Source organism: Streptomyces sp. NPDC005805 (assembly GCF_040630445.1).
In the GTDB taxonomy this organism is placed as follows: domain Bacteria; phylum Actinomycetota; class Actinomycetes; order Streptomycetales; family Streptomycetaceae; genus Streptomyces.
Window position 1 is genome coordinate 13,014 of sequence record NZ_JBEXXN010000017.1, and the last position, 26,280, is coordinate 39,293.

Annotated in this window: 22 protein-coding genes and 1 pseudogene; 6 read left to right on the forward strand and 17 right to left on the reverse strand. The window is 72.7% G+C overall.

All coding sequences use genetic code 11. From position 1 onward, the window contains the following. The first annotated feature begins 332 nt into the window (after window positions 1-332). From ABZ457_RS12250 to ABZ457_RS12270, 5 genes are all read left to right on the forward strand, one after another. A complete protein-coding gene (locus ABZ457_RS12250; protein WP_359156778.1) occupies window positions 333-3,656 on the forward strand; it encodes a nitrate- and nitrite sensing domain-containing protein in 3,324 nt (1,107 codons plus the stop codon). Then, window positions 3,653-4,147, forward strand: coding sequence for a roadblock/LC7 domain-containing protein (locus tag ABZ457_RS12255; RefSeq protein WP_359156781.1), 495 nt, complete (start codon window positions 3,653-3,655; stop codon window positions 4,145-4,147). Before ABZ457_RS12250 ends, ABZ457_RS12255 begins: the two co-directional genes overlap by 4 nt. After that, window positions 4,144-4,551: a DUF742 domain-containing protein gene (locus ABZ457_RS12260; RefSeq protein WP_359156783.1), complete on the forward strand. Its 408-nt coding sequence runs from the start codon at window positions 4,144-4,146 to the stop codon at window positions 4,549-4,551. Before ABZ457_RS12255 ends, ABZ457_RS12260 begins: the two co-directional genes overlap by 4 nt. Before the next feature lie 82 nt (window positions 4,552-4,633). Beyond that, window positions 4,634-5,266, forward strand: coding sequence for an ATP/GTP-binding protein (locus ABZ457_RS12265; protein ID WP_359156951.1), 633 nt, complete (start codon window positions 4,634-4,636; stop codon window positions 5,264-5,266). A 118-nt stretch (window positions 5,267-5,384) separates the two neighbouring features. Next, a complete protein-coding gene (locus ABZ457_RS12270; RefSeq protein WP_359156785.1) occupies window positions 5,385-6,620 on the forward strand; it encodes a styrene monooxygenase/indole monooxygenase family protein in 1,236 nt (411 codons plus the stop codon). Between the two features lie 178 nt (window positions 6,621-6,798). Here the strand turns inward: ABZ457_RS12270 and ABZ457_RS12275 are convergent, their stop codons facing one another. The 17 genes and pseudogenes from ABZ457_RS12275 to ligD all read right to left on the reverse strand — a co-directional run bounded on the left by ABZ457_RS12275 (window position 6,799) and on the right by ligD (window position 24,963). Next, window positions 6,799-7,560, reverse strand: coding sequence for an SDR family oxidoreductase (locus ABZ457_RS12275; RefSeq protein ID WP_359156787.1), 762 nt, complete (start codon window positions 7,558-7,560; stop codon window positions 6,799-6,801). Beyond that, a complete protein-coding gene (locus tag ABZ457_RS12280; protein ID WP_359156789.1) occupies window positions 7,560-8,249 on the reverse strand; it encodes a histidine phosphatase family protein in 690 nt (229 codons plus the stop codon). Before ABZ457_RS12280 ends, ABZ457_RS12275 begins: the two co-directional genes overlap by 1 nt. Continuing rightward, entirely contained in the window at window positions 8,246-9,181 is a 936-nt protein-coding gene (locus ABZ457_RS12285; RefSeq protein WP_359156791.1) for a prenyltransferase/squalene oxidase repeat-containing protein, read from the reverse strand. Before ABZ457_RS12285 ends, ABZ457_RS12280 begins: the two co-directional genes overlap by 4 nt. Beyond that, on the reverse strand, window positions 9,168-10,148 hold the full coding sequence (locus ABZ457_RS12290) for a cytochrome P450 (RefSeq protein WP_359156793.1): 981 nt from the start codon (window positions 10,146-10,148) through the stop codon (window positions 9,168-9,170). Before ABZ457_RS12290 ends, ABZ457_RS12285 begins: the two co-directional genes overlap by 14 nt. A gap of 316 nt (window positions 10,149-10,464) precedes the next feature. After that, window positions 10,465-11,538: a polyprenyl synthetase family protein gene (locus ABZ457_RS12295; protein WP_359156795.1), complete on the reverse strand. Its 1,074-nt coding sequence runs from the start codon at window positions 11,536-11,538 to the stop codon at window positions 10,465-10,467. A 251-nt stretch (window positions 11,539-11,789) separates the two neighbouring features. Continuing rightward, complete coding sequence (locus tag ABZ457_RS12300) at window positions 11,790-12,620, reverse strand: hypothetical protein (protein ID WP_359156798.1); 831 nt, start codon at window positions 12,618-12,620, stop codon at window positions 11,790-11,792. Window positions 12,621-13,078: 458 nt separating this feature from the next. Then, the gene (locus tag ABZ457_RS12305) at window positions 13,079-13,354 is read right to left on the reverse strand and encodes a hypothetical protein (protein ID WP_359156801.1); all 276 of its coding nucleotides are present in this window, start codon (window positions 13,352-13,354) and stop codon (window positions 13,079-13,081) included. A gap of 22 nt (window positions 13,355-13,376) precedes the next feature. Beyond that, a complete protein-coding gene (locus ABZ457_RS12310) occupies window positions 13,377-14,105 on the reverse strand; it encodes a TetR/AcrR family transcriptional regulator (RefSeq protein ID WP_359156803.1) in 729 nt (242 codons plus the stop codon). A 43-nt stretch (window positions 14,106-14,148) separates the two neighbouring features. Further along, window positions 14,149-15,084 (reverse strand): diiron oxygenase, encoded by a 936-nt coding sequence (locus ABZ457_RS12315; RefSeq protein WP_359156805.1) that lies wholly within the window; start codon window positions 15,082-15,084, stop codon window positions 14,149-14,151. Between the two features lie 258 nt (window positions 15,085-15,342). Continuing rightward, window positions 15,343-16,383 (reverse strand): amidase, encoded by a 1,041-nt coding sequence (locus tag ABZ457_RS12320; protein WP_359156954.1) that lies wholly within the window; start codon window positions 16,381-16,383, stop codon window positions 15,343-15,345. 242 nt (window positions 16,384-16,625) lie between these two features. Continuing rightward, on the reverse strand, window positions 16,626-18,086 hold the full coding sequence (locus ABZ457_RS12325; RefSeq protein WP_359156807.1) for a penicillin-binding transpeptidase domain-containing protein: 1,461 nt from the start codon (window positions 18,084-18,086) through the stop codon (window positions 16,626-16,628). Further along, window positions 18,083-19,549 (reverse strand): FtsW/RodA/SpoVE family cell cycle protein, encoded by a 1,467-nt coding sequence (locus ABZ457_RS12330; RefSeq protein WP_359156809.1) that lies wholly within the window; start codon window positions 19,547-19,549, stop codon window positions 18,083-18,085. Before ABZ457_RS12330 ends, ABZ457_RS12325 begins: the two co-directional genes overlap by 4 nt. A 148-nt stretch (window positions 19,550-19,697) precedes the next feature. Continuing rightward, on the reverse strand, window positions 19,698-20,009 hold the full coding sequence (locus tag ABZ457_RS12335) for a zinc-ribbon domain-containing protein (protein ID WP_359156812.1): 312 nt from the start codon (window positions 20,007-20,009) through the stop codon (window positions 19,698-19,700). A gap of 64 nt (window positions 20,010-20,073) precedes the next feature. Continuing rightward, the gene (locus ABZ457_RS12340; protein WP_359156814.1) at window positions 20,074-22,158 is read right to left on the reverse strand and encodes a PBS lyase; all 2,085 of its coding nucleotides are present in this window, start codon (window positions 22,156-22,158) and stop codon (window positions 20,074-20,076) included. 473 nt (window positions 22,159-22,631) lie between these two features. Next, window positions 22,632-23,064: pseudogene (locus tag ABZ457_RS12345) on the reverse strand (nuclear transport factor 2 family protein). A gap of 100 nt (window positions 23,065-23,164) precedes the next feature. Further along, window positions 23,165-24,091: an ATP-dependent DNA ligase gene (locus ABZ457_RS12350; RefSeq protein ID WP_359156817.1), complete on the reverse strand. Its 927-nt coding sequence runs from the start codon at window positions 24,089-24,091 to the stop codon at window positions 23,165-23,167. After that, entirely contained in the window at window positions 24,088-24,963 is an 876-nt protein-coding gene (gene ligD, locus ABZ457_RS12355) for a non-homologous end-joining DNA ligase (RefSeq protein WP_359156819.1), read from the reverse strand. Before ligD ends, ABZ457_RS12350 begins: the two co-directional genes overlap by 4 nt. A 41-nt stretch (window positions 24,964-25,004) precedes the next feature. Between ligD and ABZ457_RS12360 the strand changes: the two genes are divergently transcribed. Next, on the forward strand, window positions 25,005-26,027 hold the full coding sequence (locus ABZ457_RS12360; RefSeq protein WP_359156821.1) for a Ku protein: 1,023 nt from the start codon (window positions 25,005-25,007) through the stop codon (window positions 26,025-26,027). The last annotated feature ends 253 nt before the right edge of the window (window positions 26,028-26,280 follow it).

Genomic DNA, 26,280 nt, shown 5'->3' on the forward strand with positions numbered 1-26,280 from the left:
CGCACGGAGCCCGGACGGTGCCGTACCAGCAGGTCAGACGGGCGCTTCGGCCCGGTTGGCGCCTTGTGCGAAGGTGCGGGCGCGCATCTTGCCAAAGGGACGCCGCGAGGTCCAATGCACGCGCCGCGCGGCCTCCCGCGCGGCCCTCGCCGAAGTTGTTCGCCAACTCCGGCATGTTGTTCACTCGTTCGGGTGGCGGAGCGGCCGATGCGCGCCTCCCTCCCGGACGCACTGGAATGGTCGGAAGCCGGACCAGGGGTGGGGCTCTCGCGTGTGACCGGTCGTCATCTCTGCTTCATGGGTGGACGAGTCAAGCAAGATTGCGAGCACCGGTGCAGAAGAAGCGGCCTCGGGGTAAGGGCGGCACGCCCACGGCGAACGCGGGCGAGTCCGGCGAGTCCCAGGCCCCGGCCCCCGCACGGACGGCCCCGCAGGACGCCCCGACCCCCGGCGGACGCCCGGTACGGGTGCGCCGCAGGCTCGTCGCCGGTGTCACGGTCGCCGGAGTCCTCGTCGTCGGCGCCGGCGCCCCCGGAATCCTGGCCGCCTCGGCAGACCTGACCGAGTCCCAGCGCCTGGTGACCCTCGCCGCCCTCGACCGGCAGGCCGTCACCCTCGCCCACTCCCTCGCCGACGAGCGCGACGAGGTCGTCGCCTACCTCGCCGCCGGGGGAGAGGCCCAGAAGGGCGACGCCAAGGACCGCCGGACCCTCTCCGAGGCGCTGGCCGCCCGGGTGGACCGCCAGGTCGACGAGATGCGCGCCGAGACCGGCTCCGACCACGCCGACCTCAACCGCAGCCTCGCCTCCGTCCCCTCGCTGCGCCGCACCGCCCTCTCCGACGACAGCACCCCGATGGAGGCGCACCGCGCCTACACGGCGGTCATCGACCGGCTCCAGGCCCTCTCCTACGAGCTGGCCGAGAAGACCCCGCCGCGCGCCGCCGACGGCACCCGGGCCCCCGCCGCCCTCGGCCACGCGGTCGAGCAGGCGTCCGCCGCCCGGGGACTGCTGCTCGCCGCGCTGTCCGTGCCCAAGCCGCCCACCCAGCTCACCTACGACCCGATCACCGGTCTGCCCGTCGAGACGGAGGGCGAGGACTCCCAGGCCGCCGCCCGCACCCGTGACGCGCTCACCGCCGCCGCCCAGCAGGCCCGGGTCCGCGAACTGGCCGCGCTCGCCGACTTCGACCAGGCGGCGGCCAAGTCCGCCCGCGACCGGCTTGCCGCCACCGTCACCGGCCCCGAGGTCCGTACCGCCGAGGGCTACCTCGCCCGCCTCACCGACCAGCCGCGTCTGATCAGCGGCGAACGCGGCACCGACCGGGCGAAGCTGGAGGCCGCGCTCACCGCGCGCATCGAGCAGATGCGCGGCGCCGAGACCACCCTCGCCGCCGGCCGGATCACCGCCTTCGAGCAGTTGCGGGACGATGACGTGACCGCCCTGGAGGTGCGCGTCGCCCTCGTCGGCGGGCTGCTGCTGGTCACCGTCGGCGTCCTCGCCGCGGTCTCCCGCACCCTCACCCGGCCGCTCGCCGTGCTGCGGATCGGGGCGGCCCGGCTGGCCGAGTCCCCGCAGACGGAGGAGCCGGTCCGCTTCACCGGGCGCAACGACGAGTTCGCCCAGGTGGTCCGCTCCCTCAACGCCCTGCACGGGCAGCTGCGGGACCTCGGCGCGCGCGTCGCCCGCCTCGACGGCGAGCACGGCGAACTCTCCGCCTCCCGTGAGACCCTCGGCAGTGAACTCGCCGCGGCCCGCGCCGAACTGGGCGAGCGCACCGGTGAGCTGACCGCCGAACTGGAGCGGCTGCGGCACACCGTCCACCACACCTTCGTCAACCTCTCCCTGCGCACCCTCGGACTGGTCGAGCGCCAGCTCGGCGTGATCGAGAAGCTGGAGGAGCGCGAGCAGGACCCGGAGCGCCTGGCCACCCTGTTCAAGCTGGACCACATGGCCACGGTCATGCGGCGGCACAGTGAGAACCTGCTGGTCCTGGCGGGCGCGGAGCACGGCCAGGGGCACGTCGGACCGGTCCCGCTGGTCGACGTCCTGCGGGCAGCCGTCAGCGAGATCGAGCGGTACGACCGGGTCGTCATCCAGTCCCTGCCGCCGCACGCGCAGGTCGCCGGGTTCGCCGCGGACGACCTCAGCCACCTGGTCGCCGAACTCCTGGAGAACGCCACCTCCTTCTCGCCGCCGGACGCGCAGGTCGAGATGTCGGGCTGGCTGCTGGAGAGCGGCGAGGTCATGCTCTCCGTCCAGGACGCGGGCATCGGGATGACCGCCGCCCGGATCGACGAGGTCAACGCGCTGCTCGCCGAACCGGCCGCGCACGAGACCCCGGCCGCGCGGGAGACCGAGGGCCTCGGTCTGCGGGTGGCCGGGCTGCTGGCCGCCCGGCACGGGGTGCGGGTCCAGCTCCGGGAGCACAAGCAGGGCGGGATCACGGCCGTGGTGGTCGTCCCGGCCGCGCTGCTGCCGCAGGGGCCGCCGGCCGCGACCGCGCAGCAGGTGGCGGTGGCGGGCCGCGCCCCCGCCCTCCACCTCCCGGGCTCGGTCGCCGAGGCCAACTCCAACGCGCTGCCGGCGAATCCACGGCGGGGCGGGGGTGGCGCCGAGGGCGCCGGTGCGGCGCCGGGGGACGCGGCGGTCGACGCGGACATGTCCGCCGAGGCGCCGGACCCCGGGGCGGACACGGACGCGCCCGCCGGGGCCGAGCCGGGCCCCGAGGCGCTGGCCGGCACCGAGGGCGAGTCCCGGGCGGACGCGGAGACAGCGGCCGAGGCCGCCCAGGAGGACCGGGACGGGGCGGACGCCGACACCCGCGTGGATGCCGGCGGGGGCGCGGCCGCCGGCGCCGACGTGGCCGACGTGGACGCGGAGGAGCGTCTGCCGGCGAGTGACCCGTTCGTGGAGGCCGCCGAGCGGGCCGTGCGCGCGGCCGCCGCCGAACGCGACACCCATGAGCGCCCCGACGAGACGGACGAGCCCGACGGGATCGACCAGGCGACGGTCACCATGCGCCTGCCCCGCCAGCCCGGCCCCGAGGACGCCGATGTGGACGCGGGCACCATGTCCGCCGGCCACACGGGCTCGGACCACGTGTCGTCCGACCACACGGAGTCGGACCACATGGGGGCGGCCCACACAGCGTCCGACCACATGTCGTCCGACACCACCGCGTCCGACGACCACACGGGTGGCCACGACACAGGCGCCGACCACATGTCCGCGGCCCACACGTCGCCCGACCACACGGCCCCGGCCCACACGTCGTCCGACCACACAGCGCCGGCCCACACAGCGCCCGACCACATGGACGCCACCCCCACTCCCACCGGCGGACCCGGTTGGGACCGGGTCACCGACAAGGGGCTGCCCAAGCGCACCCCGCGCCTCGTGGAACCCGCCGCGCCCGCCGAGCGGAGCGGCTCGGTGGACGCCGAGGCACTGCGCCGCCGCCTCGGCGGCTTCCAGCAGGGCGCCCGCGACGGCCGTCGCGACGCCGAGGCCGAACTCGCCGCCGCCCCCGAGGGCACGGCACCCGAGGAGACCGCCGCGGGCACCCCCGCGGCGGACCGGACCGACCAGCGCGCCCACATGGCGCGAGAGACCGGGACAGAAGCGGGGGACACAGTCGAGGAGGCACGCAGGTGACTGCGACCGGCACATTCGGGCTGAGCAGCGAGGCCCGCAATCTGCAGTGGTTGTTGGGCAATCTGGTGGAGGAGGTGCCGGGAGTCCGGGCGGTCGCCGTCGTCTCGTCCGACGGACTGCTGCTGCTCTCCTCCGACCCCGAGGAGACCGGAGCGGGCGATGCCCGCCCCGAACCCGGTGAGCGCCCCGCGGGCCCCCGCGGCGCGGGCGCCGACCTCGCCACCATCGTCTCCGGCATCGGCAGCCTGACCATCGGCGCCGCCGGGCTGATGGACGGCGGCGGGGTCAAGCAGACCATGATCGCCATGGAGCGGAGCAGTGTCCTGGTCATGTCGATCAGCGACGGCTCCCTGCTCGGTGTGCACGCCACGCCCGACTGCGACATGAGCGTCGTCGCTTACCACATGGCCCTGTTCGTCGGCCGCGCCGGGCATGTACTCACCCCCGAAATCCGCAGTGAGCTGCGCAAATCGATGGAGAGCACCCGATGACCGCTGCCGCATCGTCCCCCAAGCTCCCGATCCGCGGCGACCGGCGGCCCGCCCGGGTGCGGCCGTACTCGCTGACCGGCGGGCGGACCCGCTTCGGGCACGTCCTGCTGGTGGAGACCTTTGTGGCGGCCCTCGACGCCCCGCCCGAGCGCCGCGAGCTGCCCGGCGGGAACCTCGCCTCGCGCGTCATGCCCGAACTGCGGGCCATCGTCGAGCTGTGCCGCCGTATGCGTACCGTCGCCGAGATCTCGGCGCTGCTGAAGATGCCGCTGGGTGTCGTCCGGGTGCTGCTCAGCGACCTGGCCGACCAGGGAAAGATCCGTGTGTACGGGACCGGGCACGGCACCGGCCAGCCCGACCGCGCGCTGCTCGAAAGGGTGCTGAGTGGACTCCGCCGCCTCTGACACGCTCCTCACCCGCCCCGCCGAGGAGACGCCCGGCGCGCCCCCGGCCCCCGGCGCGGCCACCGCCCCGGACGGCGGACCGATATCCGCGCCCGGGACGGACGCGCCCGGGACGGACACCCCGCTGCCCCAGGAGGACGTCCAGCCCTGGCAGTTGGACACCACCCGGGCCCCCACCGCGACGAAGATCGTGGTCGCGGGCGGCTTCGGCGTCGGCAAGACCACCTTCGTCGGAGCGGTCTCGGAGATCACCCCGCTCCAGACCGAGGCGCTGATGACCAGCGCCGGCGAGGACACCGACGACCTCAGCGCCACCCCCGACAAGCTGACCACCACCGTGGCCATGGACTTCGGCCGGATCACCCTCGACGACGACCTGGTGCTGTACGTCTTCGGGACCCCCGGCCAGCAGCGCTTCTGGTTCATGTGGGACGACCTGGTGCGCGGGGCGATCGGGGCCGTCGTCATGGCGGACACCCGGCGGCTGCCGGACTGCTTCCCCGCGCTGGACTACTTCGAGAGCTGCGGGCTCCCGTACATCGTGGCCGTCAACCACTTCGAGGGGACGCCCGCGTACGAGGCCGAGGACGTCAGGGAGGCACTGACGGTGCCGCCGCACGTCCCCGTGGTGATCATGGACGCGCGCAACCGGGTCACGGTCATCGAGTCGCTGCTCGCGCTCGTCGGCCACGCCCTGGACGCCGCGCCCGAGTAGCGTCCGACCGCGCCCGCCCGGCCACCGGAAGGCGCCCGAGCGGCGTCCCAGCAGTCTCCTCAGCGCACTCCTCCTCAGCGCAGTCTCCCAGCCTCCCGAACCCCAACGGAGTCCCGCCATGCGGAAGATACTCGTCGTCGGAGCCGGACAGTCCGGTCTCCAGCTCGCCCTCGGCCTGCAGTCGCAGGGCTACGAGGTCACCCTGATGTCCAACCGCACGGCCGACGAGATCCGGGCCGGCCGGGTCATGTCCACCCAGTGCATGTTCCACACCGCGCTCCAGCACGAGCGCGACCTCGGCGTCAACTTCTGGGAGCCGCAGGCCCCGAGGATCGAGGGACTCGGCGTCTCGGTCGCCGCGCCCGACAGCTCCCGCGCCGTCGACTGGGTGGGCCGGCTGGACGGCTACGCGCAGTCCGTCGACCAGCGCGTCAAGATGGCCGGCTGGATGGAGACCTTCGCCCAGCGCGGCGGCCAGCTCGTCATCCACGGCGCGGCCGTCTCCGACCTGGACTACTTCTCCCGCACCTACGATCTGGTGCTGGTCTCCGCCGGCAAGGGCGAACTGGTGTCCATGTTCGGCCGGGACGCCTCCCGCTCCCCGTACGCGGAGCCGCAGCGCGCGCTCGCCGTCGCCTACGTCCACGGCCTGGGCCCCCGCCCCGAGCACCCGGACTACGACGCGGTGCGCTGCAACCTGGTCCCGGGCGTCGGCGAACTGTTCGTGATGCCGACCCTGACCACCTCCGGCCGCGCGGACATCCTCTTCTGGGAGGGCGTCCCGGGCGGCCCGCTCGACGTCTTCCAGGGCGTCAAGGACCCGTCCGAGCATCTGGCCCTGACGCTGGAGCTGATGGAGCGCTTCACGCCGTGGGAGTACGCCCGCGCGACGAAGGTCGAGCTCACGGACGCGGGCGGCACCCTCGCCGGGCGGTACGCCCCGACCGTGCGCAACCCCGTCGGCCGGCTGCCCGGCGGCGGCCTGGTCCTCGGCGTCGCGGACGTCGTCGTGGCGAACGACCCGATCACCGGCCAGGGCTCCAACTCCGCCTCCAAGTGCGCCGCCTCCTACCTGGCGTCGATCACGGAGCACGGCGACAAGCCGTTCGACGAGGCGTGGATGCGGGCGACCTTCGACCGCTACTGGGAGACGGCGCGGCACGTCACCAAGTGGACGAACGCGATGCTCGGCGTCCCGCCGGAGCACGTCCTGAACCTGATCGGCGCGGCGGGCCAACTCCAGCCGGTGGCCGACCGCTTCGCCAACGGCTTCAACGACCCGGCCGACTTCGAGAACTTCTTCTACGACCCGGAGAAGACGAGCGCCTACCTGGCCTCGGTCACGGGAGCCTGATGCGCTGCTGACCGGTGGCGGAGCCGTTGCCCTGACGGCGAGCCCGGGCGGCTAGTGACGGCCCTGGCCCGGCGCTCCGGGGCTTTAGGGGCACCGCTGACGCCAGCGGTGCCCCTGCGACCGTCGAACGGACCGGCCGATGCCGTGATTGTCTCGCCGCCGTGCCGGAGTTGAGGCGTCACACGGCATTCCATCCGTTGTCCACGGGAACGACCACCCCGGTCACCTGGCGGGCGAGATCTGATGCGAGAAACAGGATCGTGTGGGCTATGTCGTGAGGGTGGGAAACTCTCCCCCTGTTGTTCCTGTAGCACTCGATGATCTTCTCGTCCTGCTGGAGTTCCACACGAGACGGTACTCGCATGTTGGTCAGCGTGGCCCCAGGGGATACGGCGTTGACGCGAATGTCCTGCCCTCGGAGATAGACGGCGGCGGAAAGCGTCAGGCCCACCAGGGCATGCTTCGAAACGGTGTAAGCCGTGCCCGCCGCGCTTCCGCGCAGGCCCGCAGCCGATGCGACATTCACGATGGATCCACCCGTGCCGCTCATATGCGGTACAGCGCACCGGATGAGTCGAAAGGGGGCTGTGACGTTCGTGAGCATGATGTCCTCCCACTCTTCGTCCGTGGCCTGAGCCGGGCCCGCCGCGGAGCCGACGACACCGGCGTTGTTCACGAGAATGTCGATCCCCCCGAGCGCGCCGACGGCGTCGGCCATCACCCGGGACGGAGCGTGCTCGCCGCGCAAGTCCGCTATGTGAGGGTGAGCGATTCCCCCTGCGGAGGAGATCTCTTCGCACACGGAATCCGCTGTCCTGGGGTTCATGTCGACGACGCTCACGCTTGCCCCGTGTGCGGCGAGCTCCAGTGCCGTAGCGCGTCCGATTCCCGACCCCGCTCCGGTGACGACTGCGCGTTTTCCTCGGAGACCGCTGACCACTACGTGCCCTTCCCTTGCGGAGAGAACCGATGAACCGGGGATCGCCCAGAATTTCCCGGTACGCGTGGGGACTGCGGCGGGAGAGCGCCGACATTGTGCTCAACGAGGTGGACGGTTTCTCCGACCGCGAGAGTGGACCAATGGCAGTTGTGCAGGTAGCCGAGGGCGTGTCTTTGCTGTGGGGAGAGCCCGAGTAGCCGGGACAGCATGGCACGGAGCGTCCCGGCATGGCTCACCGCTACGAGAGTTGCGCCCGGCCGGAGTGTATGGAGTGCCTTCAGGGCGGCAGGAGCGGATCGGTCGGCCACGGATTCTTCCGACTCGCCACCCCGGCGGCGTGGTTCGGCGCCGGAGCACCACTTCTTGAAGTCGTGAGGATATCTCTCTGCTATCTCCTCGACGGTGAGACCTTGCCAGTCCCCGATGTCGACCTCTCGCAGGGCATCATGAATCTCCAACGGCGCCCCCGACGAGCAGGCGATCGCCTCAGCTGTCGCCAGGGCTCGGCTTTGGGGTGAAGAGAGCACGAGTGCGGTACCGGTGTGAGCGAAGAGGTCTCCTACCCGTTCTGCCTGTGTTGCCCCGATCGCGCTGAGGGGGATGTCTGCGGTTCCCTGAAGCCGCCTTTCGTCGTTCCACGCAGTAGCTGCATGTCGTAGGAGAACGAGCCGTCGAACCGCCTTCATCATGTGTCCGTGGTTCCGCTCACCGATACGAGAGCATCAAGAACTGTCGCCGTGGTGAAGAGCCGGCGTCGGTCGAACTCGAGCCGTCCGCGCAGTTGGTGGCCGGAAGGGGACAACATCGCATCCTGTTCCGTTACGCGCATGATCGGCTCGGCGTCCCAGCCGCCGTCATGGAGCTGCCGGGTTAGCAGTTCCGACACGTCTGCTTCGGCCGACCGGTTGTCCCCGAGCAGTTTCAGCAGTCGGGCGCGCAGCGCAAGATGGAACGTGGAGCGATCCTCGACTGCCATGGCCGCTTCCAGCACCCCCGTGCTGTCGTACGGGTACGCGTGCTCGGTGAGCAGCTCGACAGCAAAGAGAGTCGAGTACAGCGGGGTGGTCCACCAGTAGGACGGCCAGAGTGACGCCGACCGCGGATAGGTGGCCAGGTAGGCGAGGGCCCTGCGGACCACCGCCATATCGGGCTGTGACGCCGTCATGAGTGCCTGCACGGCGATCGGGGTCACATCGGGGTGGCTGCACCCCCAGGAGTCGTCCGCGTCGCAGCCGTCGAAGCTGGCGATTCCGCCGTCCTCCCGCTGGAAATCCAGGAGTCGCTGAGCCGCCCTGTCATGATGTACCCCCGCTACCCGGTTGATCAGGACTGCCGCGTGGCCGGTGGAATCGCTGTCGTTCCTGCGGTAGTTGTGGTTGTAGTCCCATCCCCCGTCTTCCTGCTGCTGCGAGGACAACCACGCAGTCGCTGCTTTCAACGCCGGAACGACATCGTGGATCCTGTCCTGCGCTCTTCGTAGCCGGATTCCGACGTACCCGGTCGTCCAGGAACCCGAGTAGCCGGCCCTGAGGTTGAAGTTCTCTCGCCAGGCACCATCAGCGTCCTGATGAGCCAGCAGGAACTCGACAGCCTTGTCCAGTCCGGTGTCAAGATCGTGCATTGTCTTCGCTTCCTTGTGCGTCAGTGCTCATAGTGACCGGAAGTGACGTGAGGCTGCGTGTCAGTATTCCTGGGCGCCAGGCCACTTCGTCGGTCGCGAGCGCCATCTCGATCGAGGGTTCAACGATCAGGCTTCTTATGGCGGTCTCCATTTCCAGCCGTGCGAGTGACGCTCCGAAGCACGCATGAGTTCCGTGCCCGAACGTCAGGTGGCCCTTCGGCTTCCTTTCGAGGCGGAACAGGTCCGGATCCCGGTACCTGCACGGATCCCTGTTGGCTGCTCCCAACGCGATCAGAACGGTGTCCCCCTTCTCTATGCGGGCGCCACACAGATGCATTCTTTCGCGAGCGAAACGCCAGCTCGCCAGTTTGAGCGGACCGTCGTACCTGAGGAACTCCTCTACGGCATGCTTGATGAGTGAGGGCTGTGTGCGGAGTTGCCGAAGAACTTTCGGGTTCTTCAGCAGCATGAAGGTCGCGTTTCCTATAGCACTCGTGGTGGTTTCGTGGCCCGCGATCAGGAGGAGGAATGCAGTGGACAGCAACTCCGGGTCGGTCATGGCCTCGGCGGTGCCCTTGCCCTGCGAAACGAGGGAACTCAGTAGATCGTCGCCGGGAGACGATCTTTTCTGGGCGATTACCCGGCTCAGGTACTCTCCGATTTCGCGCCATGCAAGCGGCACAAGGTGCCGCTCGGAAGGCGCGGGTGCCACGATCAGCCGCGTTCTTTCTGTGAATCCGTGCTTTTCCGCATTCGGCACGCCCAGAATATGGCCGATGACCTGGACAGGAAGCGGCATGGCGACGTCAGCCATGACATCTCCGCCTCCGCGGTCGATCATCGGGTCCACCAGGCTGGATACGATCTCCTGAACGGTTGGCTTGAGTTGATCGATGCGGCCGGCGGTGAAGTACTTCACTACCGCCTTGCGCAGTCGTGTGTGGTCGGGCGCGTCACTGTTGAGCATGTGCCGGCCGAGAGAAGAGCTTTCGGGCCCGGATTCGTGCGCGTGCCAATCGCGTCCAGCTGTATCCGGACAGTTGCTTAGCCTGCTGTCCGTAAAGGCAGAACGGGCTGCCTCGTCGTCGACGACGAGCCAGGCGTGGAGCCCGCTCGGCAAATGAACTCGGTGAACAGGACCTTGCTCGCGCAGCGCGGAGCAGAACGCATACGGGTTCTCGTGCCACGGGCCCTGAGAAGCTCCCAGCTTCGGGTGGGAGCAGCACTCTGACACAGGTGTGGAACGCATCTCCGTGGAGCTTGATTTCACGAGCTTCCTCCCTTCACACGGAGCGGTGCGTGCAGCTTTCGGCGAGAACCCGAAGTGTGTCGCGGACGCCCGTCGGAAAACGGCAGGAGATCAGTAGATCCGTGGCGGTTCGCAGTCGCTCGTCAATTATTTCCTCAACCTTTTTCAAGGCTCCGGTGTCTATGATTATCTGACGAATCAGGTCCGCGTCCGGTTCCTGGAGATCCGGGTGTCCCACCCAGCGGTCGAGTGTTTCCAGCTGCCGAGAATCGGCTCGCTCGTAGGTCAGCCCCAAAAGGATTGTCGCCTTACCCGCCCTTAGGTCATCCATTCGGGACTTCCCTGTCTTCTTCTCGGAGCCAAAGACGCCGAGGACGTCGTCGCGGAGCTGAAAAGCCTCGCCCAGGGGTATGGCGTATTGTGAGAGGGAATGCAGAAGCGAGTCCGGTGCTCCCGCCAGGGCGGCACCAATCTGCAGCGGTCGCTCTACGGTGTATCGGGCAGTCTTGTAGAGGAGGACCTCCCAGGCCGTTTGGCCATGGCTCGCGCCCTGCCGAACTCCACTGGTGAGTAGATCCAGATACTGGCCCACCATGATCTCGGAACGCATTTGCGCGACAAGAGGCTGGGCGCGCATCATTGCTTCATATTCAAGGCCGGCTTCGCGAATCATTTCGTCGGACCACACCAGGCAGAGGTCGCCGAGCAGAATCGCGGCGTTGTCGGCGAACTGGTCTCGGCCGTTCCGGTGGCGCTGTTGCGCATCGAATCCCGCCAGCGCCCTCCAAACTGTAGGTCTGCCGCGCCGGGTCGCGCTCTGATCCATGACGTCGTCGTGAATCAGAGCAAAAGTGTGGAACATCTCGATACCCGCAGCAAATTTCCGAATGGCGAGGGATGTCGGATCTCCTCCCGAGCCCGCCCACCCGCAGTACACGAAGGACGGGCGCAGCATCTTTCCTGGGCGCAGCGCGAAATCCTTCAGGACCAGCAGAATACGCTCGACCTGAGTGGGCCACTGGCTGTCCATTTTGGACAGAAAGAACGAAGCGAGTTCATCGAGCGTGTCGGCATGCAGGCTCCGAAGATCAAGGGTTTCCTTGGTCATGCTTTTGCACCTTTCGGGCGCCTGCCCATCTGAAATTCCTCAGGCTCCACCATCACTTTTGTCTTGCGGTTGGGTAATCGCATGAGTAGTTGATACTCAGTAAGGGATTCTGGGTGCTGCTGATCGGAGAAAACCGGAGCCGGCCGTGCGGCCCGGCGGCGCCGAGACTGCGTCAGGAGGGGCTCGGCTCGCGCCGGCGGCCACCCTCGCGCGTGACGATCGACATCGTGAGCACCACGTCCCCGCGTTGCCTACGCAGGCTCGGAGCCCTCCGGCTCCAGGGCGGTGCCCGGAGCGGCCGGGTCCGGTACTCCGGACGCGCCCGGGTCCGGAGGGGTGGACGGGGACGGGGACGGCTCGCCGGAGAGGCCGGCCAGCTCGTCCGGGGGGAGCGCGGCGAGCAGCGCCTCCGCCGAGCGGAGGCGGGCGACCGCGGTCGCCTTCGCCTTCTGCTGCCGTGCCACCAGGGCCAGTTCCGCGTCGAGTGCCGTGCGCGAGTCGGCGGCCAGGGTGCGGGCCCGGTGCTCGGCGGCCTCCAGGCCGGTGAGGGCGGCGCGCCGGGCGGCCGAGGCGCGTTCGATCAGATAGCTCTGCTCCAGGGCCCGCCGGGGGTCGCCGGCGAGCAGGAGCCTCAGCGGGGCGGAGAGTTCCGAGCCGCCGGTGCGGTACTGCTCCCCGGCGATCCGCCCGGCGGCCGCGCGGCTCTCCCGCAGCGCCTCCCGCGCCTCGGCCAGGTCGCGTGCGAGCCGCGCGTTCCCGGCCCGCCGGGCGGTGAGCGCGCGGGTCGTCTCCGCGACGGTCCGCTCGGCGTCGGCCGCCTCCCGGTACAGCTGCCGCACCCGGGCGACGATCCCCGCGGCGGTCCCGGGGGCCCCGGCGAGTGCGCCGGGGTCCGCGACCGGGCCCGCCCCCGCGAGGGCCTCGGCCACGTTGTCGCCGAGGTCTCCCAGCACCCGCCCGACCGTCCCGCCCGGTGGCGGCTCCTCGGCCGCGTCCACCGCACCCGCGGGGGGCGCCAGGGCGACGACCGTCACGGCGACCAGCGCCGCCGCGCACACCTTGCCGAGCAGGCTGCCTGACACACCATCACCTCCGCGTCGCGGGCCGGTGGTTCGCGACCCGGTCCAGAGGCTGCGCCCGGCGCCCCCGCCCCGCGACCGGCACTGCGCACCCCGGCCCAACGAGGTCACCCGTGCGGGCACCGTCCCCACGCGTTCGGCGTGGCCCCTTGCCCCGAGCCGCCTGGGCCCGGCCGCGGCCCCCGCGTCCACGCGTTCGGCGTGGCCGCTTGTCTCGGGGCCGCCCGAGCCCGCCCGGCCCCGTGTCGGCGGCGGCGAACCGGGATCGCCCGCAGCCCCGCAGCCCGCCGGTCGCAGGCCGCCGGTCGCAGGCCGGGCCGCCGGCGGAAGCGGCCGGCAGGGGCAGGCGCCCCACGGGCTTCCGGGCCCCGGACCCGCGGGCCCTGCGGCGGCGTCCCGTCCGGCGCCCCGGACGCCCGCCCGCCGCGCGCAAGGGCCCGCCCGCGTGCCCCCCCCGACGCCTACGGCGTCGTCCGCGGCTTCGACCACGGCCAGCGGATCTCGCGGCGCTCCACGCCCTCCGGCGCGTACACATAGATCCAGCCGCGGCGCAGGCCCAGGCGGCGGGTGTAGCCGGAGGGCTCCCGGCGGTAGACGTGGACGGTGGGCGGGGTGTCGTCGTCGCCGGGGACGGGGACCTTGTACCACTTGGGCGGATGGCCCGTGACGCCCGTCAGGACCGGCAGGACGCGCCCGTCCAGCGGGCCGCCCTGGAAGGGGGTGTTCTCGCTTCTCACCCCGACAGTGTCCCCGACGCCGTCACAGCAGGTGGGCCGCGCCGCCCGCGACCGGGGCCAGGCGGTGGGCGAGGCCCGCGATCCGGCCGTCCGGCGTCTCCTCGGCGAGCAGGTCCGCGACCGCCGCCGCGGTCTCCTCGTCGGAGGCCGCGGTCACCGTGAGCAGGCCGATCAGATGGTCGACCAGCCAGTCCCGCAGCTCCGCGGCCGGCGGGGCCTTGTCCTCGTCGATCCAGATCAGGGACGACGCCTCGACGGCCGCGATCCAGGTGCGGACCATCATCCCCAGGCGCGGCCCGGGCCGCGAGGCCCCCAGGTGCAGCAGGATCTGCTCGGCGGCCGCCCGCCGGACCTCGTCCACGATCGCCGTCGTCCGGGAGGTCTCCGCGACGCTCCCGCCCCGCATCAGCGCGCTGAACCCCGCGTCGTGCTCGTCCACGAACCGCAGGTAGCGGTCGAGCACCCGGGCCACCCGGTCGGTCGGCGGGCCCTCGGGCGGCTCGGCGAAGCAGCTCTCCAGCCGGTCCGCGGCCGACCGCAGGGCCGCCTCGTACAACTGCTGCTTACCGCCCGGGAAGTAGCGGTAGACCAACGGCCGCGACACCCCCGCCGCCTCGGCCACGTCGTCGAGGGAGACCTCCTCCGGCGGCCGGTGCGCGAACAGGCCGAGCGCGGCCACGAGGAGCTGCGCGCGGCGCTCCTCGACGCTGAGCCGTCGGTACGCGGGGCCGGCCGGTGCGGGACTGGTCATGCCCCGCAGCGTAACCGCCGCCCTCACCCGGCCCGGCCGGATCTCACGCCAGAAGTCCGGAACTCTTCCACAGCCGCCGTCCCGGGCCGCGCAGCACACCGATGTCGTCCAGGAAGTCGGTGAGCCGGCGGGCGCCGGTCTGCATGACCTCGCGACGGTGTCCGCTCGCCTTCACCTGGGCGACCGCCTCCCGCCGGTCGAGCCCCACATGGTCGTACACCTGCGGGTTCACAAAGCAGACGCTGAAGACCCGGGCCGCCTCGCCGCAGCTCAGCCGGGTCAGCTCCTGCTCCCAGCGCGGGGCGGTCACCATCTGGCGGCGCAGCTCCTCCCGGGCGTAGCGCACATGGCGGGCCTCCTCCACCACATGGATACGGGTCACCCCGCGCACCAGGGTCTGGACCCGCTCGTCCGGGAAGGTGAGGCGCTGCATCCAGTCCAGGATCTCCTCGCCGAGGAGGGTCGCGGCGAAGGAACCGGGCGTGGTGGAGACGGTCTTCAGCACCCGCGCCAGGTTGTGGTAGAGCCGTGGCACGGGGTACGCGGGCGCGCCGCCCTTCTGGATCATGCGGGCGAACATCATCGAGTGGCGGCACTCGTCCGCGATCTCGGTGAGCGCGTACCGGACGTGGTTGCTGGTGATCGACTTGTCGTAGATGTGCCGCACCAGCAGCTGCATCAGGATGATCTCGAACCAGATCCCCAGCGAGGCGAGCGCCGCCGCCTCGTGCCGGGCCAGGTCCATCCGCTGCTCCTCGGACATCCGGCGCCAGAGCGGGGTGTCGTAGAGGGAGACGAGTTCCGGTGGCCAGAACCACTTGCCGTCCTCGGCGGGCGCGTCCCAGTCGAGTTCGGTGTCGGGGTCGAAGGAGTGCTTCGCGGAGGATTCGAGCAGGCGCGCGGCGACCTGCTCGCGGTCGCGCAGGGGGCCGAGGGCGTCGCGGAGCACACGGATGTCGCGGTCGCTGACGGTCGTCATGGGCGGGGCACCTCGCGAACGGGCTTCCGGGAAAGGGGGGTTGGCGGTCGCGGCGGACGCGACCACCGTTCTGGACTTATGAGACTCCCCGTCAGCAGGCGCGTCAATACCTCGCGCACCGGTTGTTGACGCACCGTCCAGTACGAGCGCGCGCCCCTGGGTCCCGCCCCGGGGCGGACCGCCTCGCGCTCCACCGGCGGCGGGAACGAGGTGGTGTTCGAGTCGGGCCACGTTTCACCTGGGCGAGCTCGTATGCGGTCATGGCGACACCGTCATCAGGACGCTCTGCGCCGCCACCGACATGTCGACCAGTGAGACGTCCGACCCGCGGGCGGCGACCAGTTGCAGGCCGACCGGGCAGCCGTCGGCCGTGAAGCCGGCCGGGAGGGTGGCCGCGGGGTGGCCACTCAGGTTGAACGCCCAGGTGAGCGCGGTGGAGTAGGTGTCCCGGCCGGGGCCCTCGTGGCCGTGCGGGCGGTTGGGGGTGGTCGGGGTCAGCAGGATGTCGGCGCCGGTGAACAGGGCGTCGAGGGCGCGGTCGTTGGCGGTGCGCACGGGGCGGGCGCCGTCCGGGCGGCCGGCCCGGACGGCGAGCCAGGCGGGGGTCGGGTCGCGCAGGACGGGGTCCTCGCCCGTGGTGCGGAGGACGCCCGCCGACTCCAGCCGGGCCACGGCCGCCTCGGCGACGGCGGCCACCTCCGGGTCGGTGTCCGCGAAGCCCAGGCCGGTCGAGTAGGCGGCCCGCAGCGGCAGGACGGGCGCGGGCGCCGGGTCCGCGTCCAGGAGGTGCAGCAGATACGGGCGTGCCTCGGCCGCCGTCCGGGCCAGCAGGCCCGCCGCGGCGAGCCCGGTGCGGTCGGGGGAGGGCAGCCGTCCGTTGGTGGTCTTCAGGCCGAACACCCCGCACCACGCGGCCGGGATGCGGACCGACCCCGCGCCGTCGCCGCCGGTCGCGACCCGGGCCATCCCGGTGGCCACGGCGACGCCCGCCCCGGCCGAGGAGCCGCCGGGGGTGCGGTCCGCCCGCCAGGGGTTGCGCGTCGGGCCGTGCGCGCCGAGGCCCCAGGTCTGCCAGTACGTGCCGGGGCCGGGCACCGCGGTGGCGCCGACCGCGACCGCGCCCGCGGCCATGAGCCGCCGTGCCGCGTACGCGCGGAGCCCGGACGCGCCCTTGACCGCGAGCGGCACCCCGGCGAACGGCCCCGAGGGCTCCGCCGCGAGGGCCCGCTCCCGCCACACCTCGGCGAAGGCGCTCAGCCCGGAATCCAGCCGCTCGACGGCCTCCAGGGCCTCTGCCACGTCCACCCGCCCAGTCTCCCAGCCCGGCCCGCCAAGCCCTGCGGAGCCCTGGCCGCCCCGGCCGCCCGCCCGAAGCCCCGTGCCGCCCGGCCTGGTTCGGCACCCGCTCCCGCCCGGACCGGCACCCGGTCCACGGCGGGCCGGACCGCAGCCCCGCCCCGCCCGACCCGAACCCGACCCGAACCCGGTCCACGGCTGCCCGGGCCGGAGCCCCCGCCCGGCCCGGGCCGCCCCCGCGCGGCTCAGTCCGCGCCCAGCACCGCCGCCATCACCGCCCGTGCGATCGGCGCCGCGCTCCCCCCGCCGCTGATCTCCGCGCGGTCGGCCGCCGCGTCCTCCACCACGACCGCCACCGCGACCGCCGGCTGGGCCGAGTCCTTCGCCTGCGCCCAGGAGATGAACCAGGCGTACGGCGTGCCCGTGTTGCCCACCCCGTGCTGGGCGGTGCCCGTCTTGCCGCCGACCACCGCGCCGGGGATCGCGGCCCGGCGGCCGGTGCCCTTCTCGACCGCGCGCACCATCAGCCGCCGCAGCTCCAGCGCCGTCGCCGGGTTCATCGCCTGCCGGTACGCCTGCGGGCCGTGGTGCGCGATCGGGTCGCCGTCCGCGCGGGTCGTCTTCTCCACCAGGTAGGGGCGGCGCAGGCTGCCGCCCGCCGCGACCGCCGAGGAGACCATCGCCATCTGGAGCGGGGTGGCCGTGGTGTTGAACTGTCCGATCGCGGAGAGCGCGAGCTGGTCGGGGGACATGTCGGTGTCGAAGTTGGACCGCGAGACGGCCGCCGGGATGCGCAGCCCCGCGTCGTTGAAGCCGAAGCCGGTCGCCGCCTCCACCATGCCCCGCAGACCGACCCGCGCGCCGAGCCGGGCCAGGACCGTGTTGCACGACCACTGGATCGCGTAGGCGAGGGAGGCGTTCTCGCAGCCCTCGGCCGCGTTGGGGAGGGTCGTGCTGGTGCCGGGCAGGACGTACGGGTCGGGGGTGCCCGTCGGGGCGTCCGCGTCGTCGACGACGCCCGCCTCCAGGGCCGCCGCCGCGGTCACGATCTTGAACGCGGAGCCGGGCGGATAGGTCTGCCGGATGGCCCGGTTGAGCATCGGCTGCGCCGGGGCGCCGGTCAGCCGCGTCCAGTTGTCCGCCGTGCCGCCGCCGAGGCCGGCGAAGGCGCCGGGGTCGTAGGAGGGGCTGCTGACCAGCGCCAGGATGCGGCCGGTCGCCGGTTCGACGGCGGCCACCGCGCCCCGCCGCCCGCGCAGTCCCTCGTACGCGGCCTGCTGCGCGGCGGCCCGGATCGTGGTGGCGACCTGCCCGGCGGCCGGGCGGCCCCGGCTGAGGTCGTGCCAGAGCGGGAACGGGGAGAGCGCGGGCTCGGTGCCGGCGAGGACGCCGTCCTCGATGCTCTCCAGCAGGGAGGTGCCGTAGGTCTGCGAGGCGTAGCCGGTCACCGGCGCGTACAGCGGGCCGTCGGCGTAGGTGCGCTCCCAGCGCAGGGCCCGGCCGGTGTCGCGGGAGCCGGTGACCGGCTCGCCGTCGACGAGGATGTCCCCGCGCGGATCGGCCCACCGGGCGATGTCGGCACGGCGGTTGGCCGGGTTGGCCTCCAGTTCGGGGGCCTGGACGATCTGTACGCGGGTGGCGTTGACCAGCAGGGCGAGGAACATCAGCCCGCACAGGACGGCCGCGTGCCGGGTGCAGCGGATCACCGCAGGACCGCCGGTTCGGCCGCCGCCGTGTCCTGTTCGGCGGGCAGCGGCCGGGGGGCGCGGGCCGCGTGGCTGAGCCGGATCAGCAGGGCGACGATGACCCAGTTGGTCACCACCGAGGAGCCGCCCTGCGCGAGGAAGGGCATGGCCATGCCGGTCAGCGGGATCAGGCCGGTCACCCCGCCCGCGATGACGAACACCTGGAGGGCGACGATGGCGGAGAGGCCCACCGCGAGGAGCGTCCCGAAGGCGTCGCCCACCCCGACCGCGGCCCGGAAGCCTCGGGCGACGAAGAGGGCGTAGAGCAGCAGCAGCGCGGTGAGGCCGACGAGGCCCAGCTCCTCGCCCACCGTGGCCAGGATGAAGTCGGACTTGGCGGCGAAGCCGATGAGGACGGAGTGGCCGAGGCCGAGTCCGGTGCCGAGCAGCCCGCCGGTGCCGAAGGCGAAGAGCGACTGCGCGAGCTGGCCCGCGCCCTGACCGGCGGCGATCCCGGCGAAGGGGTCGAGCCAGTCCTGCACCCGGCCGTGGACGTGCGGTTCCAGCGAGCCGACCGCGTACGCGCCCGCGGCGGCGAGCAGCAGCCCGGCCGCGATCCAGGTGATCCGGCCGGTGGCCACATAGAGGAGGACGACGAAGAGGCCGAAGAAGAGGAGGGAGGTGCCGAGGTCGCGTTCGAGGACGAGGACCAGGACGCTCAGCAGCCAGACCGCGATCACCGGTCCGAGCACCTTCCCGGCCGGGAGCCGCAGCCCTGGGTCGTGTCCGGAACGTCTCGCCTGGTCCACGGCGTCCGGCACGCACGCCCTCCGGGCGAACGGCGCGACCTTCCGGACACTCCCTAGCAGCTTCGGCCCGGTGGTGGTGAGCGCCTCGCGGTGGGCGGCCAGGTGCGCGGCGAAGAAGACCGCGAGCAGGACCTTGGCGAACTCGCCCGGCTGGATGGACAGTTCGCCGATCCGGATCCAGATGCGGGCGCCGTTCACGGCGGGGAAGAGGATCGGCAGGCTCAGCAGCACCAGTGCGGTGGTTCCGCAGGCGCGCGCGTACCGCTGGAGGACCCGGTGGTCGTACAGGGCGACGACGGTGGCGATGAACAGGGCCACCCCGAGCGCGGACCAGACCAGTTGGGTGGGGGCCGCGAGATGACCGGGCGTCTCCTGGTCCAGCCGGTGGATCAGCACCAGTCCGACGCCGTTGAGCAGGACGGCGACCGGCAGCAGCAGCGGGTCGGCGTACGGGGCGCGCAGGCGGACCGCGAGGTGGGCGAGGAGGGCGACGGCGCCGAGGCCCGCCGCGTAGCCGGTCAGGTCCGGGGGCAGGGTGCCGTGGCGGGCGAGACCGACGGCGGCGTAGCCCTGCACGGAGACGAGGACGGCGCCCGCGAGGAGCGCCAGTTCGACGCCCCGCCGCTTGGCGGGGCGCTGCTCGGGCGGGGGAGCGTCCGCCGTCGGTGCGGTCATGCCGTGCAACGTAGCAAGCCGTGTAGGCGTTTGTCCGTTTATGGCATAGTGCGTCCCCGGGGTGGCGACCGGGCCCCGTTCGGCGGCCGCCACCTACGGCAGAGACGTTTCCTCAGCTCCCGGCCTGCGGACCCCCCATCGCCCCGGCTCAGTGCTGGTAGGGGTTCTGCTGTCCGTACGGCTGGGCCGGCGCCTGCCCCTGGCCGGGCCCCGGCGTCCCGCCCCCGGCCGACTGCGCCTGCAGCTGCTCGGCCTGCTCCTTGGTGATCTGCTGCTCGGCCCCGCAGAAGGTGCACTGCGTGGCGTACTTGGTCGAGAACGGGAACAGCGGCACGAAGAACAGGGTGAACTTCGTGACGCGCTTGCGCAGGGTGTGGGCCGAGGGGTTGCCGCAGTGCCCGCACACCAGGGTGAGGATGGCCAGTTGGTACAGATAGCCCTTGGTTCCGAAGATGATCATGTCCTGAGTCCTCCGTCGTGCTGCCGTGCCGCCGGCGGGCCCGGACGGTGTCCGGCCCGCACGGTCACGGGGTGCCCGTGACCGCCTGGCGGCACAGCGCCAGCAGTCTCTCGTCGGCAAAGATGTCATGGGTGTCCGCGGTCCCGTCCAGTGCGTTGTGCCGGCGCGGTGACAGCAGCTCCCGGTCGACCAGGGCGTCCGCGCCCTCCGCGCCCCGCGGTGACAGCTCCGCCAGCGCGGCGGCCACCCGGGGCCGGGCGTGCGGCAGCTCGTCCCAGGCCCGGCGGAGCACCGGCCAGGCCCGGCCCGGGTCGCCGGTCACCCGCCACAGCGCGGCCGCCGACTCCACCCTGGTCCACGGCTCCGGTGAGCGCAGCAGGGCGGTGAGCAGGGGCGCGGTGGCGGCACCGGCCGGGCCCAGGGTGCCCGCGACCGTCGCGGCCGTGCGCCGCGCGCCCTCGTCCCGCCCGGCCAGCACCTCGCACAGCACCGGGAGGGCCGGGGCCGCGTCCCGGCCGACGGCCCACAGCGCGCCGGCCGCCCGGGCGCTGACCGAGGCGGGCAGCCCCGCCCCCGCGCCGTGCCCGGGGCCGCCGAGCAGCCCCCGCAGGTCGTCCGCCGCCTCGGCCGCCACCGGCCCGAAGGCGGTCAGCGCCCGCAGGGCCCGGTCGGCGACCAGGTCCCGCCCGTACGCCGGGGCCCCGCGCAGCACCCGCAGCACGGCGGGCACCGCCTCGGCCGCGCCCAGCACCGAGACGCCCCGCAGGAGTGGCCCGGCCTCGTCGTACAACCGCTCGTCCAGCTCGACGCGGGCGAGCCGGTCGCACAGGGCCGGGGCGAGCGGCGCGGCGGCCGTGCCCAGCCGGTCCAGGGACCGGGCCAGATCGCCGGGCGCGTCACCGCGCCCCAGGATGCGGGCCAGGACCGGCACCACCCGGGCGTCGCCCGCCCGCATCAGGGCCATGACGGGTGTGGCGAGCCGCGCGGGGCCGCCGCACTGGGTGCGCACCCAGGCGCGGGGGTCGGCCTCGACGCACTCCAGCAGGGCGTCGGTCGCGGGCGCGGCGAGCTGGAACAGGCCGCCCAGCACCGCGGCGGCGGTCTCCCGCAGCCGCGGGTCGCGGTCGACGAGCTGCTCGCCGAGCAGCGCCACCAGCTCGTCGTAGGAGCCGCGCCAGGTCCGCAGCAGCCCGTCGCTCATCCGGACGGCGTCGATCCGCTGGCCCGGGTCGGGGCTGCACAACTGGTCGGCCAGCAGGCCGATCCGGTCGTCCACCCGGTCACCGAGCCCCGCGTGCAGGGTCCGCAGCAGCCCCGCCGTCCAGGGGGCGACCTGGTCGGAGGCGAAGGGGCCGGTGTCCCGGCCGCCGGCCGGGGGCAGGGGCGACAGGGTGTCGACGGAGGCGGCCGGGACCACCGGCGCGGCCCGCATCTCCCGCAGGACGCCCGTCACCCAGGGGACGACGTCCGCCGGGAGGGAGGCCGGGGAGCTGCGCGCGATCTGGGCGAGGGCGCCGAGCCGCAGACCGGCGCCGCAGCCGGAGGAGGTGACGGCGGACAGCCATTCGACGACCTCCGGGAGGAGGTCGCGGTGGCGCAGCCCGATCCGTCCGCCGGCCTCTATGCAGGCGAGGCGCACCTCGTCGTCGGCCTCCGCCTCCAGCCGGTCCCGGAGCAGGCGCAGCACCCGGACCGGGTCGCCGTGCAGGCTCGCCAGGGCGAGGGGCACCACGAGCCGCACCTCCCGGTCGTGGTCGTCGGCCAGCTCCAGGAAGACCTCGGCGCCCGCCGTGACCGCGGAGGCCGCCATGGCGTAGTTGGCCGCGCCCTCGAACTCCTCGCTCTCCGGGTCGAGTTCGTCGTCGCCGTCCAGGTCGATGCCGCCGATGCTGGTCAGCAGCTCGATGATCGGCCCGCGGTCGTCGACCAGGGGGTCGGCCACGAGTTCCATGAGGTACGGGATGCAGGCGAGGGTGGAGTCGTAGACCTCGCCCTGGCAGTGCACCGTGCCGTACAGCCCGTCGAGGGCGTTCTCCCGCACCGCCGGATCGGCGGAGGCCAGGCCACGCAGTAACTCCGGCACGCCGCCGGCCGGGCCGTAGGCATGCTCCAGAGCCGCCCAGTCGACCTCGTCGATCCCCGCGAACACCAAATGCCCCCATCCCAAGAACTCTTGCGGCGTCCTTGTGCCTGGGGAGAGTGTGCCCCACCACACCGACCGGGCGGCCGGTATCCCGCCGTCCCGGTGGCCGCCCGGCCACCGTCCCGGGGTGCCGCTGCCGCTCCTGGGGCGGGCGGGGTGACGGCAGTGCGGGGAGATCGGGCGCGAAGCGCGGACGACGGCAGGGACGGGTCGTGTCGTAACGGGATCTTCCGGGCATCGCCGGTGTCACCGCGTGCCGCCCGCACAAAGGCCGGATCAGTGTGGTTCCGGGTCCCGCTCACGGGGGAATCGGGGGCGGCCGCCGGGGGGCGCGCCCCCTCCGGGCGGCCGGGAAGGCGCCCCCGGCGCGGGCGGCCGGAAACGCGCCCCCCGTGCGCGGCCGGGACCCTCCCGTGCGCGGGGCGCGGCAGGATCGGGCTCGGACTCGGGCTCGGGCTCGGTGGAGCGTGCGGCCGGGCTCAGCGGAGGTTGTCGCCCCAGCCGCCCTGGATCATCGTCTGGAACGCCCAGGACCCGCCGCGCCGCACCAGGATGTCCGCGTACCGGAGGCGCTGCTCGGTGCCGTCCGCCGTCATCACCGAGTCGGTGAAGACCACGGCCATGGCGGGGGAGAGGAAGACCGGGGTCCGTGTGGAGGTGAAGGTGATGTCCTCGGTCCCGTCGCCCATCACCCCGGTCATGATCGCCGTGAACTGCTCGCGGTCCCACTGGGCGGTGGCGGCCTCGCCGGCCGAGTCGTCGCTGACCAGGTTGAGCGGGAAGACGGCCATATCGGCCATCCGCCGCACATCCCGGGCTCCGCTCGCGGCGTCGTAGGCGGCGAACCACTCCTCGACGGACGCCAGGTCCCTCGGCGGTGGGGGTGTAGCCGGTGTCGGGCGGCAGGGTCATGCGGTCTCCTGGCGGTTGGAGGGCCTTGACGGGCTAAGCAAGTTTGATCAGTTGAATGACGTGGACTGTACTGCCCGCTCCGACATCTAGTCAAACTTGATTAATGTGAGGGGTTCAGCGGCGGGTCCAGTTCCTCCGGCAGGCGCAGCCGCCGCACCGTGGCCACCGTGTGCCGCGTCGTCACCGTGTCCACCTCCGCGACCAGCCCCGGCCGCAGGCTCCGGTAGGCCACCTCGCCCAGCCCCACCGCCGGGGCCGTGCCGCCGCCGGCCGCCTCCCGGCCCGCGACCGCCACGGCCGCCTGCGCCTGCAGGGCGGGCGAGAGCGGACTCGACACCACCGGTACGTCGTCGTCCGGCAGTACCAGCACCAGCGAGACGGGCCGCGCCGCCGGGCCGCTGAACCCCACCACCGCCGCGTCCCGGCCGCTGGTGTGCCGCAGCTTGCGCCAGGCGCGGGCGCCACCCCGGTAGGGCTGGTCCGTCCGCTTGATCACCAGCCCCTCGACGCCGATCGCGGGCAGCGCCTCGAACCATTCCGCCGCCTCCGCCGCGTCCAGGGTCACCGGGACCGGCTGGATCGGCGGGCCCAGTGGCGCCACCAGCGCCACCAGCCGCTCCCGCCGCCGCGCGTACGCCAGCGGGCGCAGATCCTCGCCGTCCTCCGCGAGCAGGTCGAACGCCGCGTACGAGGCGGGCAGCGCCCGGGCCAGCGCCGGGGCCCGGCCCGGAGTCGCCGCCGCCCGGCGCTGCACCGCCGCGAAGTCGGTGCGCCCGTCCCGCCACACCACCACCTCGCCGTCCAGGACCGTGCCCTGCGGCAGCCGCCGCGCCGCCTCGGCGAGATCCGGGAACGCTGCCGTCACCGTCCGTCCCGACCGTGCCTGGAGCACCACCCGCCCGCCGGTCACGAACACCACCATCCGGTGCCCGTCGAACTTCGGCTCGTACGCCAGCCCCGCCCCGCGCGGCAGCTCCGTCACCGTCTTCGCCGCCGCCACCCGCAGCGGCCGCTCCGGCAGGCTCACGGCAGCCGCCCGCGCTGCTCCGGGTCGCACAGCGGGGCCATCAGCTCCCCGTGCCGCTCCAGGCGCGCCGGGATGTCCCCCAGCCGGAACACCAGGTCCCGCCGCTCCTCGACCTCCTCCCAGGTCACCGGCGCCGACACGGTCGGCTCCCGGCGGGCGCGCAGGGTGTACGGGGTCGCCGTCGTCTTCGCCGCCGCGTTCTGGCTGTGGTCCACGAACACCTTGCCCGGCCGCAGCGCGCGGGTCATCCGGTGCAGCATCAGCCCCGGCAGCGCCGCCTCGCCCTCCACCGCCAGCCCCTTCGCGTACGCCGACACCTCCTTGGACGGGGTCGGTGCCAGCGGGACCAGCAGATGCAGGCCCTTGGAGCCGGAGGTCTTGGCGTACGCCGCCAGCCCGTCCGCCGCGAGACGCTCGCGCAGCCACAGGGCGACCTCGCAGCACTCCGGGACGCCGGCGGGCGGCCCCGGGTCCAGGTCGAACACCATCCGGTCGGCGATGCCCGGCTCCCCGGCCCGCCACTGGGGCGTGTGGAACTCGGCGACCAGGTTGCCCGCCCAGACGAGCGAGGCCAGGTCGTCGAGGACCACCTGCTCGGCGCCGGGGTCGTCGGAGTGCGGCACGGGGGTGGTGCGCACCCAGTCGGGTGTGCCGGGCGGCGGGTTCTTGGTGACGAAGAGCTGGCCGTCGGGCCCGTCCGGATAGCGCAGGAAGGAAACCGGCCGGTCACGCAGATGGGGGAGCAGGGCGTCCGCGACGACGGCGTAGTAGTGCACGATCTCGCCCTTGGTCGTGCCCGTCGCCGGGTGGATGACCTTCTCCAGGTTGGTGAGCGCCAGCCGCCGCCCCGCCACCTCTGTGATCGGCGTCATACGATGAGAATCCCATGATTCCTGGACGGAAGGGATGAAGCGTGCGATCGATATGGAACGGTGCGATCTCCTTCGGGCTGGTCAGCATCCCGATCAAGCTCGTGAACGCGACCGAGAGCCACTCGGTCTCCTTCCGTCAGATCCATGCCTCCGACGGCGGCCGGATCCGCTACCGCAAGGTGTGCGAGCTGGAGGAGAAGGAGGTGTCCTCCGCCGAGATCGGCAAGGCGTACGAGGACGCGGACGGCTCGATGATCCCGATCACCGACGAGGACCTGGCGGCCCTGCCGCTGCCCACCGCCAAGACGATCGAGATCGTCGCCTTCGTGCCCGCGGACCAGATCGACCCCCTCCAGATGGACGCCGCCTACTACCTCTCGGCCAACGGGGTCCCCGCCGCCAAGCCCTACACCCTGCTGCGCGAGGCCCTGAAGCGGAGCAACAAGGTCGCCATCGCCAAGTTCGCCCTGCGCGGCCGGGAGCGCCTGGGCATGCTGCGGGTCGTCGACGACGTGATCGCCATGCACGGGCTCCTCTGGCCGGACGAGATCCGGGCGCCCGAGGGGGTCGCCCCGCAGGCCGACGTCACCGTCCGGGACGCCGAACTCGACCTGGCGGACGCCCTGATGGACACCCTGGGGGAGGTGGACATCGGCTCCCTCCACGACGACTACCGCGAGGCGGTCGAGGAGATGATCGCCAAGAAGGTCGAGGGCGGGGTGACGGCCCCCGAGCAGGAGTCCCCCGAGGACCGGGGCGGCGGAAAGGTCATCGACCTGATGGCCGCCCTGGAGGGCAGTGTCCGGGCGGCGAAGGAGGCCCGCGGGGAGGACGGGGACGTCGCGGAGGTCCACTCGATCAAGGGGCGCGCCGAGCCGAAGACGGCGAGCGGCAAGAAGTCCACGGCGAAGACGGCGAAGAAGACCGCGGCGAAGAAGACGGCGGCCAAGTCCACCGCGAAGAAGACCGCCGAGAAGAAGACGGCCGCCAAGTCCACGGCGAAGAAGACCGCGGCCAAGTCCACCGCGAAGAAGACGGCGTCGCGCAGGCGCAGTTCGGCCTGAGCGCCCGCGGCCGGGCCCCGCCCGCGCCGGTCCGCTCCCGCTGCGCCGTCCGGCCCGCGCTCCTAGACTGGCGGTGTCCGAAACGCCCCGATCCACGAGGGCCCCGATCCGCGAGGGCCCCGATCCGCGAGGGCCCCGATCCACGAGGGAGGACGCTCATGTCGAAGCGAGGCAACAAGCGCCGGGCGCGCAAGAAGAGGCGCGCGAACCACGGCAAGCGCCCCAACAGCTAGCAGCCGGCGAGGGAGCCGGG

What these genes read in the sequence shown, in the direction of transcription:
- ABZ457_RS12260 (WP_359156783.1), top strand. Translation starts at nt 4,144, where the DNA reads ATGACCGCTGCCGCATCGTCCCCCAAGCTCCCGATCCGCGGCGACCGG.
- ABZ457_RS12270 (WP_359156785.1), top strand. Translation starts at nt 5,385, where the DNA reads ATGCGGAAGATACTCGTCGTCGGAGCCGGACAGTCCGGTCTCCAGCTC.
- ABZ457_RS12280 (WP_359156789.1), bottom strand. Translation starts at nt 8,249, where the DNA reads ATGATGAAGGCGGTTCGACGGCTCGTTCTCCTACGACATGCAGCTACT.
- ABZ457_RS12285 (WP_359156791.1), bottom strand. Translation starts at nt 9,181, where the DNA reads ATGCACGATCTTGACACCGGACTGGACAAGGCTGTCGAGTTCCTGCTG.
- ABZ457_RS12290 (WP_359156793.1), bottom strand. Translation starts at nt 10,148, where the DNA reads ATGCTCAACAGTGACGCGCCCGACCACACACGACTGCGCAAGGCGGTA.
- ABZ457_RS12295 (WP_359156795.1), bottom strand. Translation starts at nt 11,538, where the DNA reads ATGACCAAGGAAACCCTTGATCTTCGGAGCCTGCATGCCGACACGCTC.
- ABZ457_RS12310 (WP_359156803.1), bottom strand. Translation starts at nt 14,105, where the DNA reads ATGACCAGTCCCGCACCGGCCGGCCCCGCGTACCGACGGCTCAGCGTC.
- ABZ457_RS12315 (WP_359156805.1), bottom strand. Translation starts at nt 15,084, where the DNA reads ATGACGACCGTCAGCGACCGCGACATCCGTGTGCTCCGCGACGCCCTC.
- ABZ457_RS12330 (WP_359156809.1), bottom strand. Translation starts at nt 19,549, where the DNA reads ATGACCGCACCGACGGCGGACGCTCCCCCGCCCGAGCAGCGCCCCGCC.
- ABZ457_RS12335 (WP_359156812.1), bottom strand. Translation starts at nt 20,009, where the DNA reads ATGATCATCTTCGGAACCAAGGGCTATCTGTACCAACTGGCCATCCTC.
- ligD (WP_359156819.1), bottom strand. Translation starts at nt 24,963, where the DNA reads ATGACGCCGATCACAGAGGTGGCGGGGCGGCGGCTGGCGCTCACCAAC.